The following is a 22665-nucleotide window of genomic DNA, read 5'->3' as shown; positions in this document are numbered from 1 at the left end:
GTGCTAAAACTTAATCAATTAAATGTGTGTAAACTGCAATTGGCATTAATGCGAATACGATCGAAATAATTACTGCATACCATACACTAACACGTTTAATAATCCCATTATATTTCGAATGATTCCATCCCATAGTCTGGAATGCAGAAGCGAAACCGTGCAGCAAATGGTAACAAAGGGATACCATTAACAAAACATAGGCAGCAACTCTAACAGGATCCTGGAACTTTTCTTTCATTACTGCATATAAATCCTCATGTCCGTTGGCATCAACTGTTGGAATGCCTGTAAAACGGGAAACCACCCAAAAGTCTTTCAAGTGGATAACCAGAAAAATCAGCAATAAAGTTCCCAACAAGCCCATGGAGCGGCTATACCATTTACTATTAGCATTACCATTATAAACCGCGTAACCTTCTGGCCTGGCTTTTTTGTTTTGGATAGTGAGGTTAACTGCCTGGTAAATGTGCACAAGTAAACCTAAGAACAATATGTACTCACCTGCTCTAATGATCCAATTGGTAGCCATAAAATGTGCTCCAATGTTAAACTTTAAACCATTATCGTCAAGAAATATTAACGAATTAATACCAGCATGTACAATTAAAAAGAGTATCAGGAATATCCCTGTAACACCCATAACATATTTTCTTCCTATTGATGAAGAAAGTGCATTTCCGAAACCACTCATTTGATTAGGATTTATATCTAAATTTCTTGCAAAAATATCTAATTATGGTCTTAGTTTATAAACGATTATGACAAAACAGCGATAAAACATTTATTTAGAAACATTCTAAAGGATATTCGTAATTAATCGAAAGAATATGCAATTATTTAGTGTTTCGATTATTAAGCATAACTAAAATGTAGCAACTAGCTTAATATTTCCTGACCATTGAAAAGTAAGGCCATTAAGTTTGTGCAGCAGGAGCGTTAAATTTATTTGTCTGGTAAATTTTTAAAATATTCATTTACCATAGCAACTATGCTTTGGTAATATTCTCTGTAAAAAATTAATCAATAATCCCCGCGGAACGACTAGAAGTTTTTCATATATCCTTAGAGTTTTGCTTGATGAACAGGTAGGATATTAGATATCGCCTTTACTTCTATTAAAACACAATTGTCAACAACCAAACCCGGACGCAAATTTAAATCCATTTCTAAATCATCATATACCACAGACAGCACAAACTGATAGGCTACAATATATCGGTTTTTTCAACTCATATTTTGAGCAGCATTCATAAACACTTCCAATAAATCAGGACCTAATATTTTTTATGAACTTTACTTGCGAATCCTGTTACCTCATCCGATAACGGTGTAACCTCATTTTTAGTCATTCCCAAGTTTAACTTAGTTAAAACATGTTTTTAAGCATTAACATTTAAGCATTTTCACTAGGGATAATAAAACAACAAATACCCTCTTAGCTACCTTAATTTCTTAATGATAAACTTTGATATTAACTAAAAAACTAAATACCCACACATGAACAACTAATCTTTTCGTTATATTGTTCTATCAAATTAATAATATGAAAAAAGAACTATTTTTACTTTTTTTGTTCGCCTGCCTCTATTGTGCCTGCGATCCTGCTCCAGCTATTTTCAATTTGGAAACTAAAAATTTTGGTCCTAACGCGGTAATCTTTATCAAAAGTTCAGAAAACGGCGAAACCTTAAAAGCTGAAAACATCATTAATGGCAATCAAACATTCAAGATCAATATGCCCAAAACGGGTTATGCCATATTGAGTACACACGACGGCGGCCATGATGAAGAATATTACTTTTATTTAGATAAGGGCAACTATAAAGGCATTATTGATGGAAAAAATAATGGTGCTTACCCGTTTAAAAATGTACCGACTAAAGAAGGTGAAGAAATGATCAGCTTTTACAAACAAAAAGAGGAGGTGAACAGAAGCCTGTTCGATAGTTTAGCGCTCGCAGAGCATGAACTCGACCTCGCAACCCGTGATAATATTTCAGAAATGGCAAAAAAGGTTGATCTATGGAGAGCAAAAAAAATAAATTCAGAGCTCAGTAATATCCAAACTTTCGCCAAAAAACATCCTAAATCTAACGCTACTATATTTTTACTGGACAGGTTTGGAAGAGCTGATTCTGAAGCCAAAAAATACCTTTCTATCTTTAAAAGTTTAGATCAGGAAGTGCAGGAAAGCAAAAGGGGCAAAAAACTGCTTTCAGAAATTATGCAGGCCACCCAAATGATGGCTGGCAGCAAGATGCCCAATATAGAAGGTGAGACGCCTGATGGAAAAAAGTTTGATTCGAGTGTATTGAAAAATGTCAATCTGGTTATCTGCTGGGTTGCTTACAGCGGAAAAAACAGAAAAAACAACCAGATATTGGTTAATCTCTACGAAAAATATAAAGATCGTAATGTAGAATTTATTGGCGTATCGTTCGATAAGAACAAAGATAGCTGGGAACGAGTAATTAAAGCGGATAAATTAATTTGGCCGCAATATTCAGATCTTTTAGGTGCAAAATCACCTAACGCAAAAAACTTAAGTAACTTTAGTGCAACCTATTTCTTCCTAGTCGATAAAGATGGCATGATTCTAAATAATAATGACCTCGCAATCGATCTTGTCGATAGTGAAATAAGCAAACATTTAGCTGATCAAAAATGAGCTAATACTTATAAGCATAAAAAAGTCCCGATTTGCATCGAGACTTTTTACGATTTATGTATTCGAGTTTTCTTAAGCTACTTTAACATTTACCGCATTTAGGCCTTTTCTACCTTCTTCTACATCGTAGTTTACGGTATCATTCTCGCGAATGTTATCAATTAAGCCTGAAGCATGAACAAAAATTTCGGCATCGCCATTAGATGGAATGATAAATCCGAAACCTTTAGTTTCATTAAAAAATTTTACTGTTCCTTGTTGCATTATATTGTATTTTAATTTACACCAAAGATAGACTTAAATACTCATAATAAATTTTTTATTTTTTATTATATGAAAGTTTGTAAATATATTGATTATTTGCCCTTTAAAGCTTGTCCACTGATTAATTTTAATCTATAATTCATTGAGTCATCCTCAAGCCTTATGAATAAAACACCTGCAAAATGATGATTTAACTCCGATCCTCTGCCTGAAATACATACATATTGACAAAAAACCGCCTCACGATCTGTTGCCTATTATCAATAAATAACTGCAAAAAATGGAAATTTAGCTATAAGCAAGACTTTTACTTTGATCATAATTCACTTTTACATTTTCAGAAATCTTTACCATTGATTTTTCGTAGTCTTTGGCGCTATAACTCAAGATCAGCAAGTCACCAACAATCTCGTGTAGGATTAATTTCGGACTGGTATAGGTGATGGAAACCACGTGTGCCGCCTTATTTAATAGATCTGAAGCACAAATATGTAGCTCAGCATTGTCGAAAAGAATTGGGCGATTTTCTATATCATTTAAAACGGGCATTTTATACGCTAAGGCTGCAATGCTGTTCATTACCGCGTACTGGAGCTTTTGATTTAGCGCAATGGCCTTTTTATTGGCCTGCTGCATCTGAGAAAACGTATGCAGGCGTTCATCTAAGCTATATATTTTTGATCTTTCTTGAAATTCTTTATAAGTATCATGAAATATTCGTCTTTCAAAATCTGTTCTGCACATGAAATTGAAATATTGTTTCACGCTAAGGTTAATACTAGCTAAAGCCATCATATTCGGTTTTGTTAATGATTCCAACAGAAATAAATAATTAATCTTGTTAAAGACCAACGATCAATCACTAATAGCGAAACTATTTCTCGATTATGAAAAACGGATGAATATTGATTTATGTATTAATAACTATTCGAAGCAGCTAAGATTTAAGATATTTTAACAAATAGCCCTATATCTAACAAATACAGTGTTCCGGCATTAGAAATAATAATAATTGACAACGAATTACTTCATTTCAGTTTTTAAAAAACTGTTTAATTGGCCAACCGGTTATTATGTTACAAAACATGTATAACTAAAACAATTACCGATATGGAAACGAGAAACAACCATGCATTGATCCAAATGTTACTGGATTGTGCACTAGCTTGTGAACACTGTGCATCATCTTGCTTAAAAGAAGATGATATCAACATGATGATCGATTGCATTAAACTGGATAGGGATTGTGCAGATATCTGTACCCAGGCGGCCAGATTATTGCAAAGAGACTCAGTTATAGGCCACCAATATTTACTTTTATGCGAAGAAATATGCAGGCTTTGTGCAGCTGAATGTAGCAAGCACGACCATGAACACTGCAGACAATGTGCGACGGCATGCGAAGAATGTGCAGACGCCTGCCATGCCAACCACGAACCAATCAATCAGGATTAAAATTAAAAAGGCTTCCTACTCTAATTTGGGAAGCCTTTTTAATTATTTATTGCAATTAACTACTGTGCAGGGAAACTGTAATTATATGAGCCTTGCTCACTTACACCAGAAATGCTGACCATGTTATTTCTGCCTAAAGGCAATGCTTTTTGAACATCAGCCACAGAATTTACAGGTTGTCCGTTCACTTTGGTAATAATTAAACCTTTTTCAACACCAATATTATCGAAAGCTTTACCAGTAGTTACCGATGTTACAACCACACCACTGTTGATGCCATATTTCGCTTTTTGTGCTTGCGTAGCCGGAACAAAAGTCGCCCCTAGTTTGGAAACCTCTATGCTTTTACCCGCAGTATTCTTAGCTGTAAGGCCAACGCTGGCTTCTCCCTTTAAGGTTACGGTATAATCTTTAAGCGCACCGTCTCTTAATACGGTTAATTTAACCTTATCACCAGGATTCAAACGGCCTACTCTTTCCTGAAGATCAGGAGAATCATTAATTACCACTCCATCAACTTTTTTAATTACGTCACCTGCTTTGATACCCGCTGCAGCAGCACCGCCGCCAGCAACTACATCATTCACATATAAACCACTAATTTCGTTGGTTTTAATGCCTTCAGGTTTTTCTTCCCCACTTAATGGCACAAAGTTAACACCAATATAACCACGTTTAACAGAACCATATTTCATAAAATCATCTACAATTTTACGGGCAAGGTTAACTGGAATAGCAAATCCATATCCCTGGTTGTATCCACTCTGCGATGCAATTGCGGAGTTAATACCAACCAATTCGCCATTAGCATTTACAAGTGCACCACCACTGTTACCAGGGTTAATAGCGGCATCCGTTTGGATAAATGACTCAATACTGGTATTTGCCGGACGATCTGGTCTTTTACCGGTACGTTGGTATTCGCGATATTCCTCTTCTGTAATTTCATTACCTTGCTGCTCACGGCCAATTATACCAATGCTACGGTTTTTTGCACTTACAATACCCGCTGTTACGGTTGTGTTTAAATCTAATGGAAAACCGACAGCTAACACCCATTCTCCAACCTGTACATTATCTGAATTACCCATTTTTACGACAGGCAAACCAGTTGCATTTACTTTAATTAAGGCTAAATCGGTATTTGGGTCGCGACCAATTACTTTCGCCTCTACCTTACGTCTGTCTGTTAAAACCACCTCAACCTTCTCTGCATTTTCTACCACGTGGTTGTTGGTTACGATATAACCATCCTGACTGATGATTACACCGGAACCTGATGCAGCTCTTGGCATACGTTGCATCTGACGACCACCGCCACCAAAGAAATCTTCCATCATATCAAAGGGAGAAGAACCTCTGCCTCCGCCACTCTGTGCAGCGTAAGTTGTTTTAATGTGCACCACACCCGGCGCCACTGCCGCAGCTGCCTGTGTAAAATCTGCAGTACCTGCTGATGATACTTTTAGCGGGTTATTGGCAAAATACAAATTCTGTTTATCGGTAATTGTACTGCCTGTTTGGTTACGCTCAAATAGCTTATAACCTCCAATTGCTGCTGCCCCACCTATAAAAGCAGCCAACACGGTAATTCCTAATATTTTTTTCATGTGTTTGTATATTGTTTTTTAATGGTCATGAAGCTATTAAAAGCTTTTTTATTTAAAATTGGTTAGCTTTTAATGGTTTCATGTTTGTGTATGTTGTTTTTTAACAGTCATGATTTATTATAAACTAATTTGCTAGCTAATGGTTTAGCTTATAATATTCATTTATTAAATGTTCTTGTTTGCAGGAGCGTTTTAAATTTTGATTTAAGCAGGTTGCTCCAGCAGTTCCCATCTGCTTAAATTTTCTTTCGTAAGTTTATTCAAATTTAATACCATATAAACGATATTTGTATCCTCAAAGCACTTAGTTTTGTGTTAAAAAATGTTAAATCAAAAAACACAAATCATAATTAGCCTTTTGCATCTCAAATATTGCACTAGAAAATGAAGCTTTCATGAAAATTAATTTTTTTAAATATCAGGGCGCAGGCAACGATTTTATTTTAATAAATCACACCGACGACCTATCAAAAAACATTGATAATCAGACTATTGAAAGGCTATGCCATAGACGATTTGGCATTGGCGCCGATGGATTAATGTTGATCACAAAACATGAGGATTATGATTTTGAAATGCACTATTTTAATGCAGATGGCAAGCTTGGAAGCATGTGTGGAAATGGTGGTAGGTGCATTGTAGCCTTTGCCAAACAGCTCGGCATCATTGATCAGGAAACAAACTTTTTGGCAGTTGACGGACCGCATTATGCCAGAATTTCCGAAAATGGAGAATGGGTTGATCTACAAATGATTGATGTTGATGCCATTACTAAAGATGGCGAAGCCTATGTACTGAATACTGGATCTCCACATTATGTTATGCTACAAAGCGATTTAAAAGATTTTGATGTTTTTACAGAAGGGAAAAATATACGTTACCATTCTACCTATGCAGAAAAAGGTATTAATGTAAACTTTGTTGAAGATAAAGGCGATTATTTATTTGTACGCACTTATGAGCGCGGCGTTGAAGATGAAACCTATGCCTGTGGTACTGGTGTTACGGCAGTTGCCATGGCCATGGCTAAACATAAAAATCAAACTGGCCATATTAAAACCGACATTAAAGTTTTAGGAGGCGATATCAAAATAGAATTCGACTACGACGGTAAAACATTTACCAATGTATTTTTATGTGGACCGGCCAAATTGGTTTTTGAGGGAGAAGTGGAATAAGCAAACTTAGTTGACAACCTTATAATAAAGGGTATCTACATCTGCTATATTTTGTTGATACCTTTTAACAATAATTGATTTAATATTTTTCATCTTTATTAAATTCCTGCTTTTCCGGCTATAAAAAGAATAATAGGCTTTTGGATAGAAATCAATATTTTCGATCAACATCATCTTTTTAAAACCCGGTTGTAGAGGATCAAAGACCATAACACTGTCCCACCTGTTTTTTGTAAATCGGTATTGATAGTCGAGCTTTGAAGGATAAGAAATCACCACTATCGAATCTATATTTTCGCGGGTTGATTGATAATTGTAATAGTGAGGTGCGCCAAGCATTAAGCAGCTGGAACTAAATACCATAACCACTAACAGCAAAAGATATTTCATATCTTAAAGTTAAGGAAAAATTACTTGTATCATCCATTGCGTAGTAGTGTAAAATATACACTTTGTTTAGAGCCAACTGCTTAAAATAAGCAACAATTTGCTGTGATAGTTTCAATTCAAAAGTTACCAATTTAACAGCTTTTAACAAGTGTCTCAAGATATTTACAAGTATCATTTTGAAACAAAAATTACCTATAAAATACTTATATTCAGCATTTTAAATATATTTTAGAGATAGCCAGGCTGCAAAATAAATCAATCGATTGATTAAATGACAGAATTTGGACAGATATATTTTTGGTTAGGCGCTATTTTTGGATAATAATTATGGAATCGAAGTCCTAAATTTTGACGACGCTCTTAATTCCGGAAATTCAAATTTATACACACACAGAAATAGTCCATGAGAAAAGTAACAACTCTCTTTTTTAGCGTGAGCATTGGTATGCTTATAGCATCTTGCGGAAACAAGGATGCTGATAAAAAAGCCGCAGCCGCTGCAGCAGCTGGTCCGCAATCCTACCCGGTTTTTACCGTAAATACACAAAATACCACTTTAGATTCTGATTATCCGGCAACAATTGAAGGTATTCAAAATATAGACATCCGCCCTAAAGTTGATGGCTTTATCGAAAAGATTTTTGTAGATGAAGGTGCAGTAGTTAAAAAAGGTCAGTTACTTTTCACCATCAATGCGCCTCAGTATGAACAACAGGTACGCACTGCAAGAGCAGCCATTAGCAGTGCAGAAGCCGACGTTAATGCTGCCCAATTAACCGTAAATAAAACCAGGCCATTGGTTGAAAAAGACATCATTAGCAAATATGATCTGGATGCCGCCCAGTTAACACTACAAAGCAGAAAAGCAGCATTGGCACAGGCAAAGGCCGAATTGGTAAACGCACAGGTTAACTTAGGCTATACCTCGGTTAAAAGCCCTGTTGATGGTGTGGTTGGCAGTATTCCTTTCAGAAATGGAAGTTTAGTAAGCAGTACCAGTACTCAGCCTTTAACAACGGTTTCCAATATCTCGAAGGTTTATGCCTACTTTTCATTAAATGAGAAACAGCTTTTAGATTTTTCTAAAAACTATAAGGGAAATACCTTGGCCCAGCAAATGAAAAACATCCCGGCGGTAAGCTTGGTACTTGCAGACGGAACAGTATATGCACAGAATGGTAAGATCGAATCCATCAACGGGCAGATTAATACCAGCACAGGTTCTGCAAGTTTAAGGGCTACTTTTCCTAATCCTTCATCTATATTAAAAAATGGGGCCAGCGCTTCAGTAAGGGTTCCTCAACACATTGAGAATGCCATTTTAATACCGCAAAAATCAACCATCGATTTACAGGGTAAAAAATTCGTCTATGTTTTAGGCGATTCAGCTAAAGTTATTAACACTGAAATTGAAATTATGGATTTGGCCAAAGGCAAGTTCTATGTGGTAACCAAAGGCCTCAAAAGTGGAGACAAAGTTGTGTTAGAGGGTTTCCAATCTCTAAAAGATGGAACTAAAATCAAACCTGAAGAAAAAAGTGCCGATTCAGTTTATGCTGAAATCAAGAAATAACAATATCATGTTGCTTATCACACTTTTATAGTGTAATCAATATTAATTATGTTTAAGAAATTTATAGAAAGACCGGTTTTATCAACGGTTATATCCATCATCATCGTTATACTCGGTGTTTTAGGTTTAGCTACGTTGCCGGTTTCACAATACCCGGAAATTGCGCCGCCAACGGTGCAGGTTTCTACTTCATACCAGGGTGCTAATGCGGATGTGGTGATGAATAGCGTGGTTGTTCCGCTGGAAGAGCAGATAAACGGTGTGGAAGACATGACCTACATGACTTCCAGTGCCAGTAATGATGGTACTGCAACCATTACCGTAAACTTTAAATTGGGCACCAATCCGGATCTTGCCGCGGTAAACGTACAGAACAGGGTTGCACGCGCTTCCAGTTTATTACCTGCAGAGGTAACCAAATCTGGTGTAATTACAGCGAAAAGACAGGCGAGTAACGTATTGATCTTTGGTCTGTATAGCGACGACCCATCTTACGATCAGAAGTTTTTGCAGAACTATGCCAACATCAACATCATCCCACAAATTAAAAGGATCAATGGTGTTGGTGATGCAAGTGCTTTCGGAACGCTGGATTATACCATGCGGATCTGGTTAAAACCTGATGTGATGGCCACCTATGGTCTGGTGCCCAACGATATTAGTGTAGCACTTGCAGATCAGAACGTGGAGGCTGCTCCAGGTCAGTTTGGAGAGCTTGGTAATCAGGCGTTTCAATACACCCTAAAATATACAGGTAGGTTAAAAGATGAGGCACAATTTGGCAATATTATTATCCGCACAACCGATAATGGTCAGATTCTTCGCTTAAAAGATATTGCAAGAATTGAGTTAGGCGCACAAAGTTATGCCAGTTCAGTTAAATTTAACGGAAAGCAAGCTTTGGGTATTGCGATCAATCAAACGGCAGGTTCAAATGCAAAAGAGGTAATCGAAAATTCCATCAAAACCCTTGATGAAGCTCAAAAATCCTTTCCAAAAGGCGTACATTATTCCACTTTGGTTAACGTGAACGACTTCCTGGATGCATCAATCGAAAAAGTACTTCATACTTTAATTGAAGCATTTATTTTGGTGTTCCTGGTGGTATTTATTTTCTTACAGGATTTCCGTTCAACCTTGATTCCGGCAATTAGTGTACCCGTAGCCATTATCGGAACTTTCTTTTTCCTAAGTTTATTCGGTTTTACCATCAACCTGCTCACGCTATTTGCCCTGGTATTGGCTATTGGTATTGTAGTAGATGATGCAATTGTGGTAGTAGAAGCGGTACACGCCAAGCTCGACGAAGGTTACACGGATGCCAAAAAAGCAACTATTGATGCCATGGACGAAATTAGCGGTGCGATTATATCGATCACTTTGGTTATGGCCGCCGTATTTATTCCTGTGAGTTTTATCTCCGGATCATCTGGCGTATTCTATAAGCAATTCGGTTTAACACTGGCCATTTCGATCATTTTATCGGCCATTAACGCCTTAACGCTAAGTCCGGCATTATGTGCTTTATTCCTAAAACCGCATAAAGAAGAGCACAAAAAATCTAAAAACTTTTTACAGCGTTTTTACGATGCTTTTAATACATCATTTGATGCCGTAACCGGAAAATATAAAAAATCGGTAAGCTTTCTTTCCAGAAAAAAATGGATCGTTGGATTGGCCATTGCTTTTTTCGTTGGATTATTGGTTTGGACAATGAATACTACGCCTAAAGGTTTCGTGCCGAATGAGGATTTGGGAACCATTATGAGCGATATCTCCTTACCTGCAGGAACTTCGCAAGAAGAAACCAGTGTGATTATCACCAAGATTGATAGTATTGCGCACCAGATACCTGAAATTAAAAATACGTTAAGGATTGTTGGCCGAAGCATGATCAGTGGTTCAGGCAGTTCATATGGTATGGTAATTTCCCGTTTAACGCCATGGGATGAACGCAAGGGCCGCGACGTAAAAGCAATTATTGGCGAATTGTTTGCAAAAACTGCAGGCATTAAAGGGGCCAAAATTATTTTCTTTGCGCCGCCAACTATTCAGGGTTTTGGTACCAGTGGTGGTTTTGAGTTCCAATTACAGGATAAAACCGGTGGAGATATCAAAAAGTTCAATGAAATTGGAAACGGATTCTTAGCTGCGTTAAGTAAACGTCCTGAAATCCAATATGCTTCCACCTCTTTTAACCCCAATTTCCCACAATATCAGATTGATGTAAATGTGGCAAAGGTTAAACAGGCTGGCTTGAATGTTAGTGATGTATTGGGTGTAATGCAAGGATATTACGGTGGCGTTTATGCCTCTAATTTCAATAAATTCGGGAAACAGTTTAGGGTAATGTACCAGGCCGATGCGCAGTATCGCGCTAATGAGCAAACATTAACCCGCATTTTTGTTAGAACCTCTTCAGGTCAGATGGCTCCGGTATCGGAGTTTATAACTTTAACCAAGGTATACGGACCGCAGGCTATCTCACGTTTCAACTTGTTTACTTCTATTTCGGTAACGGGTAATCCAAATGCTGGCTATAGTTCAGGTGATGCCTTGAAAGCTGTTCAGGAAGAGGCTGCTAAAAATCTTCCGGCAGGATATGGCTATGAATTTTCGGGTTTATCACGAGAGGAGATGGCTGGTGGAAGCCAAACGGTTTTTATCTTTTTACTTTGCGTAATCTTTGTTTATTTCCTGCTCGCGGCACAGTATGAAAGTTATATTTTACCGTTAGCAGTTTTATTCTCTTTACCAGTTGGTTTAGCAGGTGTATTCGTTTTCGATAAAATTTTCAGCGTAGATAATAACATTTATACGCAGATTACGCTGATCATGCTTGTTGGACTGCTCGCTAAGAACGCGATTTTAATCGTAGAATATGCTGTGGATAGAAGAAGAAAAGGCATGAGCATTGCCAATGCCGCAATTGATGGTGCAACCGCACGTTTACGCCCAATTTTAATGACCTCTTTTGCCTTTATCCTTGGTTTATTACCATTAATGCTTTCTTCAGGTGTTGGTGCCGCAGGTAATACCTCAATAGGTACTGGAGCTGTAGGTGGTATGTTGATCGGAACTATATTTGGTATTTTCGTTATTCCAGCCTTGTTTATCATATTCCAATCGCTGCAGGAGCGCATCAGCAATAAATCACCTTTTAATGAAGGTATTGATCATGAACAGACGCCAGAGGAATATGAATTAGCTACTGCGAATAGCAAACATTAATATTAAGAAAATGAATTTTAGATATAAACATTCCCTTTTAATCGGTTTAGCCATTGTTACCCTGAGTGCCTGCGTAACTAAAAAATACGAACGCCCTCAGGTAAAAAGCGAGGGTTTATACCGGGATAATAATACAATAGATACAACTACGATGGCCGATCTACAGTGGAAAACGCTGTTTTCGGATACCACTTTACAGTCGCTGATTCAACAAGGTATAAATGAAAATTTGGACCTGAAACAGGCCATTGAACGAATCAAAATTGCAGAGGCTACCTTAATACAGAGTCGTGGAGCATTATTACCAAGCTTACAGGCTGATGTGAATGTAACTGATAATAAGCAATCTCAGGCCTCTTTAAACTTTCCTCCTGGGATCAATATTAATTTAGAAACTCAAACCTATAAAGCACAACTAAGCACTAGTTGGGAAGCCGATATATGGGGAAAACTAACCAGTGCAAAACGTAGCGCGTATGCAACTTTATTACAAACTGATGCTGCGAAAAGAGCAGTTCAAACGCAGTTAATCGCTACTATAGCCAATAATTATTATACTTTATTGGCACTCGACAAACAACTGGCCATTACTGAACAAACCATTAAAGTGAGAGCACAGGATGTAGAAACCATGAAAGAACTAAAACAAGGTGCTGTGGTAAATGGTGCGGCAGTTGTGCAAAGTGAAGCCAATTTATATGCTGCACAGGTAACCTTGCCTGATTTAAAAAGAAGCATTAAAGAGGCTGAAAATGCATTAAGTGTATTGGTTGCCAAAGCACCAGATGCGATTAATCGCACCACCTTAGATCAACAGACTCCATATGCGAATTTACAAACAGGTGTTTCTGCACAGTTGTTAAAAAACCGTCCGGATGTAATTGCAGCAGAATTTGGTTTTAGGTCAGCTTTCGAAAACACCAATGTGGCAAAGGCATACTTTTATCCTGCCTTAACGATTACCGCTACAGGCGGGTTATCAAGCCTACAATTACAGGATTTTTTCGGTAAATCTATTTTCTACAATTTAGTGGGCGGTTTAACACAGCCAATTTTTGCCAGGGGAGCAAATAAAGCCCGCCTAAAAACAGCTGAAGCCAATCAACAGATTGCTTTTTACAACTTTCAACAAACACTTTTAACCGGAGGTCAGGAAGTATCAAATGCTTTGTATGCCTACCAAACTGCTGCGGAGAAAGAGGAAACAAGAGCAAAACAAATTGCCTCATTAACCAAAGCAGTAGATTTTACCAAAGAATTATTACGCTACAGCTCAGCAACAAACTATACGGATGTTTTAACTTCAGAACAAAGTTTGTTAACGGCCCAATTAAACGGGATTAATGATCGATTGCAAAAATTACAGTCGGTAGTAAATCTGTACCGTGCATTGGGTGGTGGCTGGAAATAAAAAATAATTAAACGGCACATTAAAGGCATTCTAATTTTTAGGATGCCTTTTTTATTTCATGGACTGTGCCTTTACCAGTTCATCTCATTGCCATGGAAGCACAGATTAGCGCAGAAGATTTCTCGAGAGATCGTCATTCCCAGCTTGATAGGGAACCACAAAGTGCTCATGAATGCCCTAAATAAAAAAACACATGAATAATCTTAATGCAAGCGTTTTAAGATTTCTGCATGCGCGAGAACGCCGATCCCACTTGAGGACTCTGTCAATGGTAGTGGAGTCGAAGGGCATTCGTTTTGCCACGGAAGCACAGATGAACACGGAGGATTTTTTGTCATCCTGGGAATAATTTATTGTATAAAATTAATATGACTGACAGATGTAAAAAAGAAGTTTGAATGGCTACAAATACCATCATTTCGACCGCAGTGCCTGCCCGTACAGGCACTGCGCGTTGCTCCGGTTGAGACGACCGAACCAGTAGATTCTGTCAATGCTAGTGTATCCAAGGATCTCTAAATGAGGATAAACTCTTTTACTAGTTTTGTATTAAAAGCGTTAAAAACGGGTAATTATCAAACGCTTCTTCGAAAAATGAGTGTAGCAATGATCTATCCGATTAGATTTTTAAGGTGAAATTAATATTCCACAATTTAAAACTCCTGCATGTTAGTTGATTTTCAATGCTGCTTAAAAAGCTAGGCCTTTTTTATGCTAAAAAAGGCCAATTTTTTTGATGTAAATGCAAAATATTGTAAGTTTAAAGTTTTTTAAGCACTTAGCTTACAAAAATTTTAAACCAATCAATGTTACGTGTCGATAGTTCTAAAGCCTGTAAAGTGGTGTACTCTTTGTGCAAACATGAGTATTTGGGCTATTTAATTGAGCCACACGTAGTTCAACTAAATCCACAGGGAGATTTTTCGTTTACTTATCAACGAATTTTCACACATACCGCTGAAGAATTTAATGCCTGTTTAAGTGACATCGATTATAAGCTGATCAAGATTTTGGATGACATTGAGCAGGATTCGCTGATTAAAAAATATTACAAAAAATTAATCAGGCCTACTGAATTTTTTCATAAAATTTTCGACGATAAATTTTATGAAAGTGTTCGTCCTAAAATTGAAAAGAAACTTGCCGAAGCTTTAGAAATCCTGAAGGTAAAAAATGAGCTTTATATCATGGATAAAGATGGCTGGCCTGTAGAGCGCAAAATCGAACTTGCAAACGAACCTGCATCCATCCTTTTCCATTTCCGTAGGAACGAAACGGAAACACGTTATTTTCCAACCATCAAATATCAGAACCTGCGCATCGAATTCATGTTTAAAGAAGCACAGATTATTAGCAACAAACCTGCCTGGTTGTTGCTAAATGATGTATTATACTTTTTTGATCAGGACATTGAGGGCAAAAAATTACAACCTTTTTTAAATAAACGCTTTATTGCCATACCCAAAACAACAGAAGCCACTTATTTCGAAAAATTTGTTGCACCCTTAATAGAAAAACACCACGTATATGCGGAAGGCTTCGAAATCAGGACCGAGCAATTTGAGGCTATACCGGTTATAAAAGTGTTATATGTTGATGGAGGTCTTTCTCAGATTCAGCTATATTTCAAATATGGAGAATATACATTCCCGGTAGAAAATGCACATAAAGTTACCGTTCGTTTGGAAAAAACGGCTGATAACTATATTTTCCACCGCATTAAACGCTCTGCAGATTGGGAGAAAAAACAATTTAATCTACTCCTATCCTTAGGGCTAAAAAAAACAAGTTCTTTATTCAATAACCTGGAAGTAGCTTCTGCAGAAGAAAACCCAAGTTATGGCGCCATAAACTGGGTAAATGAGCACATCGAAATTTTAGAGGCATCGGGTTTTGAAATTGAACAGGCTACCGGGCAGAAAAAATTCGTTCTCGGTGCCAGTAAAATCGACCTGGAGGTTAAAGAAGGAAATGATTGGTTTGATATTCACGCCGTGGTTTGGTTTGGTAAATATCAGATCCCTTTTCTATCTTTAAAACAGCATATCTTACATAAAAAGCGTGAATTTTTATTGCCTGATGGAGAGGTGGCCATTATCCCTGATAAGTGGTTTACTCAATATGGCAGTTTGTTCAGTTTGGCTGAAACCGGACAAACGCTCAAGTTAAAGAAACACCATATTGGTTTGATCAACGATCTGGCCGAAGATAGTTTGGCAAATATTACCCTCGAACGTAAGCTCCAGCGGTTGTCAGATTTTGAAGATATTGCTGATACACAGATGCCGGTACATTTTAAAGGTAGTTTGCGCGATTACCAGAAAGCGGGCTACAACTGGTTCAGCTTTTTACGCGAATATAATTTTGGTGGTTGTTTGGCCGACGATATGGGTTTGGGTAAAACCATCCAAACATTGGCCATGCTACAAAAAGTGAAAGAAGAGGATCAATTGATTGAAACACAAACAACCTCCCTCATCATCATGCCCACTTCTTTAATTTATAATTGGTTAACAGAGGCTAAAAAATTTACACCAAAGCTTAAAATATTGGCGCATACCGGCACCAATCGCAATAAAGATGTAGCTAATTTTACAAATTACGATATTATCATTACCACCTATGGTGTCACAAGGGTTGATATAGACGAATTGAAAAGCTTCTATTTCAATTACATTATTCTCGATGAAAGTCAGAACATTAAGAACCCGGCATCAAAGTCTTTCAAAGCAGTTAGAAGCCTAAAATCGAAACACAAACTGATTCTAAGTGGAACACCGGTAGAAAATTCAGTGAGTGATTTATGGTCGCAGTTAACTTTCTTAAATCCTGGCTTATTAGGTACGCAGGCATTTTTCTACGAAGAATATGTGCAGGCAATAGAAAAGAAAAAGGACGAAGAAAAAGCAAGGAAACTCCAATCTATTATCAAACCTTTTGTACTTCGAAGAACAAAAGAGCAGGTAGCCGCAGAGTTACCTCCTAAAACAGAGCAGGTAATTTATTGCGATATGAGCGAAGACCAGGCTGCATACTACGAAAAAACCAAATCGGCCTACCGCAATGATTTATTGCAAAGCATGGATGATGGAACTTTCGCCCAGAAACAGGTTCAGCTTTTACAGGGACTAACGGCCTTACGTCAGTTAGCCAACCACCCTGTAATGATTGATGATGAATACATTTCCGATTCGGGCAAGTTTGAAAACGTTATCCATACGTTAGATAATGTACTCAAGGGCGGACATAAGGTTTTAGTATTTTCACAATTCGTAAAACACCTGGATATCTTCAAAAAACATTTTGAAGCAGAGCACATACCATTTGCTTATCTGGATGGTTCAACCCGTAACCGTGGTGAAATTGTTTCTGAATTTCAGCAGAATACAGAGTTGAAGGTTTTCTTAATCTCCATCAAAGCCGGTGGTGTTGGTTTAAACTTAACTCAGGCTGATTATGTTTTCATTCTGGATCCATGGTGGAACCCTGCTGTAGAACAGCAAGCCATTGATAGAACGCACCGTATTGGTCAGGTTAAAAAGGTTTTCATTTACAAATTTATTGCAAAAGATACGGTAGAAGAAAAAATCCTGGCTTTACAGAACCGTAAAAAATCGTTAGCCAATTCATTGATCACTACTGAAGAAAGTTTCTTCAAATCATTGAGTAAAGAGGATATCAGGGATATTTTAAACTAATATAAAGTATTTACCGTCATTAGCTCATTGGTTAATATAGCCTATATGAGCAAGTTGAATTTTGAAAGTAAATCAGCCGTATGCGTCACCCTGAATTTATTTCAGGGTCTTAATAACCGATAAGATGCTGAAACACCCGTCCGACCGGCCGGGCGGAAGTTCAGCAGGACGATCCTCAGGGGGTGATCCCACATTTAAATTTCTTTTCAAAACTCATTCTCTACTTGCTTGTTATATAAAAGAACATAAATTCTACCATTATGACAAATCAAGATTTTAATACCGCAGTGAATAATGTTAAAGAAGCATGGAAATATCCAGAACTATTTGAAAATGTTTCTAAATCGGAGCGTTGGTTATCTGGCGCAGCAGGCACATATTTACTTTTTAAAGGTATCACCAGCATTTTCTCTCATCCCGTAATTGGTTTAACAGGCGCAGCCATTGGCGCAGGACTACTTTACCGTGGTATTACAGGCTATTGCCCAATGCGCGATTTAGCAGAACAACGCAGAGAAGATGTAGCACCTGATGAGGTAGTAATTACCGAAACCTATGTTGTTGATGATTTAGGGTAAAATTTTAAATACTAAATTTCTATTTCTTAATAAACTGGTTAACTTTAAAAAAGTTAAACCACAATCATGAACAAATACACACTATTATTTATCCCGGCATTTTTCGCAGGGCAAGCTATGGCACAAGATAAGAAATCAGATCCTGCCAATGATCCGAAAACAACGGAGGTTTGGGAACCTGTTCCGAAAATCGTTACGCCTGGCAAATTGCCTCAAGATGCACCATCTGATGCGATTATTCTTTTTGGCGGTAGAAATCTAGATGCATGGCATTCTGTTAAAGACCCATCTAAACCAGCCGCATGGACAATTGACGATGGATTTTTTACGGTTAAAAAAGGAACAGGAAACATCGAAACGAATAAAAAATTTACGGATTACCAACTGCACATGGAATGGAAAATCCCTGAAAACATTTCAGGAGAAGGTCAGGCACGTGGAAATAGCGGTGTTTTTTTAGCTTCAACAGGTGGTGGTGACGATGGTTACGAAATCCAGATATTAGATGTTTATAATAATAAAACTTATGTTAACGGACAAACAGGAAGTGTTTATAAACAGGCAGTTCCATTAGCCAATGCCAACAAAAAACCTGGCGAATGGCAATATTATGATATTATTTGGAATGCGCCACGTTTTAACGAAGACGGAACCGTACAAAAACCAGCAAGTGTAACTGTATTTTTAAATGGCGTGCTTTTGCAGAACGGATTTGTACTAAAGGGTGCAACCAGGTATATTGGTACTCCTGAGTATAAAAAGCACGGCCCATCTTCCATCAAGTTACAAGATCATGGCGATCCTAGCCCTGCCATTAGTTACAGAAACATTTGGGTAAGAGAACTATAATTAGATGGTCCTCCTTTATAACAGGATCGACGAGAATTGAGATTGTATTGCTTAAAAGGAATTATAGTCACATCAAAATGTAAATCTCACACATCACTGTCGTAAACGTTGACAATAGAAATTATAATTTCAACAAAAAAACAAAGCCTGCAAGTCAAAAACTTGCACGCTTTGTTTTATAAAAAATTTGACTGTGATTGTAACAGAATTACGGTTTTATATCCCTCAAATAGCATTCAAATTCGGCTTAAGAAGTTTGAAGCATTTCTATGTACAAAGCCCTACTGATCATCTCTGCGCCTAAACTCATCAAATGATCATTTGGTAATTGGCAATCGATCAAATCGATATCCATATTACTCAAAAAAATTAATGCTGCCTTAGAGGCATTACTTACATGGCTAAACATACTTTCGCCGCAAAAAACATGGTTAATCTTTAAACCATACAAGCCTCCCACCAGTTTATCTTCCTTCCAAATCTCTACGCTATGTGCATAACCCTGTTGATGGAGTTTGATGTAAGCATTTTGCATTTCATTGGTAATCCATGTGCCATCCTGCCCTTTTCTTATTGTGGTAGCGCAGTTTTGGATCACCTGGGCAAAAGCCTTGTTAAAAGTAATCTTGAAAACCTCCTGCTTTAAAATTTTTCTCATGCTTTTACTGATCTTGATTTGATCAGGATAAATCACGCAGCGTTCGTGCGGCGAATACCAGAGAATCGGCTCACCTTCGCTAAACCACGGGAATATGCCATTTGAATAGGCAATCAGTAATCGCTCAGTACTTAAATCGCCACCAATGGCCAATAAACCATCCTCCTCTGCCAGGGCAGGATCGGGAAAACCCGGATGATCATCTAACAACTGAAAAAGCATGACCAAAAATAAGAAAGAAAACAAAGATTAAACCCTGAGGTTTTAAATAAGTCATATTGTAAAACAGTCCATTATGAATACGAAAGATAATTTTCTAAAAGTAAAACATCTTTATAACAGGGCGGGCTTCGGAATTTCTTATATCGACTTACAAAAATTAAGCAAAAAAAAACTGGATAAAGTAGTAGATAATTTGCTTAAAGATTCCCAAAAAGACGATCCAATTAACTTAGTAAACGATTTTGAATCAAGACGGCAACTTTTGGTACAGGCCGGTTTATATGCTAAGAAAGATCTTAATGATGATGAAAAGAAAATGCGTCAGCAGATTATCCGTGAACAGAATGAAGTGAGCCGCGACCTGAATATTGCTTTTATTACCAGGATGATCAATACTGATGCTCCGTTGAGGGAGAAAATGACCCTCTTTTGGCATGGTCATTTTGCCTGTCGCAGCAACAATCCGTTTTTTGCACAACAACTAAACAATATTCAAAGAGCAAATGCCTTAGGCAGCTTCAAAACCTTATTGGTTGAGGTATCTAAGTCGCCCGCAATGTTACAATACTTAAATAACCAACAAAATAAAAAGGGTAAGCCAAACGAAAATTTCGCCCGGGAATTAATGGAACTTTTTACTTTAGGAAGGGGAAATTATTCGGAACAGGACATTAAAGAATCTGCCCGCTCGTTTACCGGCTGGATGTACGACAAAGATGGGTCGTTTATTTTCAGGCAAAACCAGCACGATACCGGAACAAAAACTTTTTTCGGTAAAATTGGAAATTTTGAGGGAGAAAATATTATTGATATTATTCTCGAAAAGCCAGAAACGGCACACTTCATCGCCTGGAAAATATATAAATTCTTCGTTAATGATAGCCCAAATGAGGCACATGTTAAAGAACTTGCCACACATTTTTACAATTCGAAATACGACATCGCTTCAATGATGAAAAAAATGTTTACTTCCGATTGGTTTTATAGTCCGGAAAATGTAGGCACAAAAATTAAATCACCTGCCGAATTTTTGGTGGGTTTGAGTCGGGAGTTTTATGTTACGTATAACAAACCACAGGTTTTAATACAGCTACAAAGCAGTTTGGGACAATATTTATTTAACCCACCTAATGTGGCGGGCTGGCCTGGCGGACAAAGCTGGATTGATAGCTCATCCTTAATGTTAAGGATGCGGATTCCTTCGCTTGTTTTAAATGATGGCGAAATTGACTTTAGCGGCAAAGCCGACCCTGAAGATGAAGCCGTAATTGCCTTAAGCCGAACGGCAACCACTAATGCAAATGCTAATACCAAATCAAAATCGTACGTCAATGCGAATGCGAACTGGACAAAATTTTTAAGCACTTTACCAAAAGGATTAACGCCATTGGAACTTACCGAATATTTATTGCAACCGAAATTAAATTCTAAAATAACCACAATGGTGAGCGATAATAAAGGTTTAAGGAGTACAGCAGTAGAAATTACCAGCATGCCTGAGTATCAGTTATGCTAGGCGCATATTGGTTGATAGTTTGATGGCTCATGGTTGAGAATGATTTCACTAAGCACCCAGGCCATCTACGATAAACTTTGAACCATCAACCAATGGGCGAATGAACCATCGAACCAAAAACACTATGAACTACTAACACCATGAACAGAAGAAATTTTTTAAGAAATACAGGCTTTGTTGCAGCAGGTTCGCTATTTGTTCCCGCTTTTATGAAACCGCTTGAGGCCATGGCACTTGATGAACTAAGCCTCTACAAAAACCTGGTTGTTGTACAGCTTTCCGGCGGAAATGATGGCCTAAATACAGTTATTCCTTTTGGAAACGATATTTACTATCAAAAAAGAAATAGTATTGCCATTAAACCCGAAGAAGTAATTAAACTGAATGATATGCAGGGACTAAACCCAAACATGGCCGCCCTGCAGGAAATTTACGACCAAGGCTGGATGACCATTATTAATGACGTGGGCTACCCGAACCCCGATCGTTCGCACTTCCGATCGATGGATATTTGGCAAACCGGTAGCGATAGTAATCAATTTTTATCCACTGGGTGGATTGGCCGCTATTTAGACAGCAACTGTCAAACCTGCAAATTCCCTTACACCGCGATAGAAGTTGACGACTCCCTTTCTTTGGCCATGAAAGGTCAGACCAAAAAAGGAATTGCCTTAAAAGATCCTGTAGCTTTGTTTCGCAATACCAATGATCCTTTTTTTAAGGCGATGTTACAAAACGATAAGGAACATTTAGATGAAGATAATTTAGGTTATTTATATAAAACCATGATCGAAACTTCCTCATCAGCCAATTATATACAAAATACTTCCAAAGTTTATCAATCTAAATTCACTTACCCTAATTCGGGCTTTGCCAATCAATTGAAAACGGTTTCAAAATTTATTTCTTCGGGATTAAAAACAAGGGTTTATTACGTTTCATTGAGCGGTTTTGATACCCATGTGAATCAGACTAGTCAACAAGGCAACCTGCTTAAACAATATAGCGAGGGCATGGCAGCCTTCTTGAAAGATCTCAAATCGAACAATAAGCTCGAGGATACCTTAGTGATTACTTTCTCCGAATTTGGCCGTAGGGTAGAACAAAATGCCAGTAACGGTACAGATCATGGAACGGCGAATAACATGTTTGTTTTCGGTGGGCGATTAAAAAAACAGGGAATTTTTAACGCAGCGCCGAACCTGAGTGATCTTGATACCGGAGATTTAAAATACCAGCTGGATTTCAGGCAGGTTTACGGTACCATCTTAGATAAATGGCTGGATGTAAATAATGCGGATATTCTGAACAAAAAGTTTAATACACTCGATTTTATATAGGTATCACCAAGAAGTCAAGTTTAA

18 protein-coding genes are annotated in these 22665 nt (G+C 37.6%); 11 read left to right on the top strand and 7 right to left on the bottom strand.

Annotated features, from left to right (window positions below; genetic code table 11):
• Positions 1–10: 10 nt before the first annotated feature.
• Positions 11–691, bottom strand: coding sequence for a succinate dehydrogenase cytochrome b subunit (locus PGN18_RS08555; protein ID WP_335319032.1), 681 nt, complete (start codon positions 689–691; stop codon positions 11–13).
• A gap of 371 nt (positions 692–1062) precedes the next feature.
• Positions 1063–1212 (bottom strand): GxxExxY protein, encoded by a 150-nt coding sequence (locus PGN18_RS22365; RefSeq protein WP_442955346.1) that lies wholly within the window; start codon positions 1210–1212, stop codon positions 1063–1065.
• Positions 1213–1543: 331 nt separating this feature from the next.
• Here PGN18_RS22365 and PGN18_RS08550 point away from each other — a divergent pair, with 331 nt between their 5' ends.
• Positions 1544–2668: a TlpA family protein disulfide reductase gene (locus PGN18_RS08550; protein WP_335319031.1), complete on the top strand. Its 1125-nt coding sequence runs from the start codon at positions 1544–1546 to the stop codon at positions 2666–2668.
• Positions 2669–2740: 72 nt separating this feature from the next.
• Here the strand turns inward: PGN18_RS08550 and PGN18_RS08545 are convergent, their stop codons facing one another.
• Positions 2741–2932: a cold-shock protein gene (locus PGN18_RS08545; protein WP_090984599.1), complete on the bottom strand. Its 192-nt coding sequence runs from the start codon at positions 2930–2932 to the stop codon at positions 2741–2743.
• Positions 2933–3220: 288 nt separating this feature from the next.
• The gene (locus tag PGN18_RS08540; RefSeq protein ID WP_335319029.1) at positions 3221–3727 is read right to left on the bottom strand and encodes a hypothetical protein; all 507 of its coding nucleotides are present in this window, start codon (positions 3725–3727) and stop codon (positions 3221–3223) included.
• Between the two features lie 315 nt (positions 3728–4042).
• On the opposite strand from PGN18_RS08540, the gene PGN18_RS08535 reads away from it, so the two are divergent.
• Positions 4043–4387, top strand: a complete 345-nt coding sequence (locus PGN18_RS08535) for a four-helix bundle copper-binding protein (protein ID WP_335319028.1) — start codon at positions 4043–4045, stop codon at positions 4385–4387.
• Positions 4388–4446: 59 nt separating this feature from the next.
• On the opposite strand, the gene PGN18_RS08530 is transcribed toward PGN18_RS08535, so the two are convergent.
• Positions 4447–5997, bottom strand: coding sequence for a trypsin-like peptidase domain-containing protein (locus PGN18_RS08530; RefSeq protein ID WP_335319027.1), 1551 nt, complete (start codon positions 5995–5997; stop codon positions 4447–4449).
• Positions 5998–6392: 395 nt separating this feature from the next.
• Between PGN18_RS08530 and dapF the strand changes: the two genes are divergently transcribed.
• Positions 6393–7175 (top strand): diaminopimelate epimerase, encoded by a 783-nt coding sequence (gene dapF / locus PGN18_RS08525; protein ID WP_335319026.1) that lies wholly within the window; start codon positions 6393–6395, stop codon positions 7173–7175.
• A 6-nt stretch (positions 7176–7181) separates the two neighbouring features.
• On the opposite strand, the gene PGN18_RS08520 is transcribed toward dapF, so the two are convergent.
• Positions 7182–7565, bottom strand: coding sequence for a hypothetical protein (locus PGN18_RS08520; protein WP_335319025.1), 384 nt, complete (start codon positions 7563–7565; stop codon positions 7182–7184).
• 403 nt (positions 7566–7968) lie between these two features.
• Between PGN18_RS08520 and PGN18_RS08515 the strand changes: the two genes are divergently transcribed.
• From PGN18_RS08515 to PGN18_RS08490, 6 genes are all read left to right on the top strand, one after another.
• Positions 7969–9138: an efflux RND transporter periplasmic adaptor subunit gene (locus PGN18_RS08515; RefSeq protein ID WP_335319024.1), complete on the top strand. Its 1170-nt coding sequence runs from the start codon at positions 7969–7971 to the stop codon at positions 9136–9138.
• 48 nt (positions 9139–9186) lie between these two features.
• Positions 9187–12369, top strand: a complete 3183-nt coding sequence (locus PGN18_RS08510; RefSeq protein ID WP_335319023.1) for an efflux RND transporter permease subunit — start codon at positions 9187–9189, stop codon at positions 12367–12369.
• 10 nt (positions 12370–12379) lie between these two features.
• On the top strand, positions 12380–13780 hold the full coding sequence (locus PGN18_RS08505) for an efflux transporter outer membrane subunit (protein WP_335319022.1): 1401 nt from the start codon (positions 12380–12382) through the stop codon (positions 13778–13780).
• Between the two features lie 806 nt (positions 13781–14586).
• Positions 14587–17478, top strand: a complete 2892-nt coding sequence (locus tag PGN18_RS08500; RefSeq protein WP_335319021.1) for a DEAD/DEAH box helicase — start codon at positions 14587–14589, stop codon at positions 17476–17478.
• A 260-nt stretch (positions 17479–17738) separates the two neighbouring features.
• On the top strand, positions 17739–18056 hold the full coding sequence (locus PGN18_RS08495; RefSeq protein ID WP_205059321.1) for a YgaP family membrane protein: 318 nt from the start codon (positions 17739–17741) through the stop codon (positions 18054–18056).
• Between the two features lie 66 nt (positions 18057–18122).
• Positions 18123–18905 (top strand): 3-keto-disaccharide hydrolase, encoded by a 783-nt coding sequence (locus tag PGN18_RS08490; protein ID WP_335319020.1) that lies wholly within the window; start codon positions 18123–18125, stop codon positions 18903–18905.
• A 247-nt stretch (positions 18906–19152) separates the two neighbouring features.
• On the opposite strand, the gene aat is transcribed toward PGN18_RS08490, so the two are convergent.
• Complete coding sequence (gene aat, locus PGN18_RS08485) at positions 19153–19785, bottom strand: leucyl/phenylalanyl-tRNA--protein transferase (RefSeq protein WP_335319019.1); 633 nt, start codon at positions 19783–19785, stop codon at positions 19153–19155.
• A 73-nt stretch (positions 19786–19858) separates the two neighbouring features.
• Between aat and PGN18_RS08480 the strand changes: the two genes are divergently transcribed.
• Together PGN18_RS08480 and PGN18_RS08475 are read left to right on the top strand one after the other, a co-directional pair.
• Positions 19859–21301 carry a DUF1800 domain-containing protein gene (locus tag PGN18_RS08480; RefSeq protein WP_335319018.1) on the top strand — a complete coding sequence of 481 codons (1443 nt, stop codon included), beginning with the start codon at positions 19859–19861 and terminating at the stop codon, positions 21299–21301.
• Between the two features lie 140 nt (positions 21302–21441).
• Positions 21442–22641 carry a DUF1501 domain-containing protein gene (locus PGN18_RS08475; protein ID WP_335319017.1) on the top strand — a complete coding sequence of 400 codons (1200 nt, stop codon included), beginning with the start codon at positions 21442–21444 and terminating at the stop codon, positions 22639–22641.
• Positions 22642–22665: the final 24 nt, after the last annotated feature.

This window comes from Pedobacter terrae (assembly GCF_036946585.1).
Classification (GTDB): domain Bacteria; phylum Bacteroidota; class Bacteroidia; order Sphingobacteriales; family Sphingobacteriaceae; genus Pedobacter; species Pedobacter terrae_C.
Note: the sequence above shows the minus strand (reverse complement) of the source record. Positions and strands in the feature narration are given on the sequence as shown.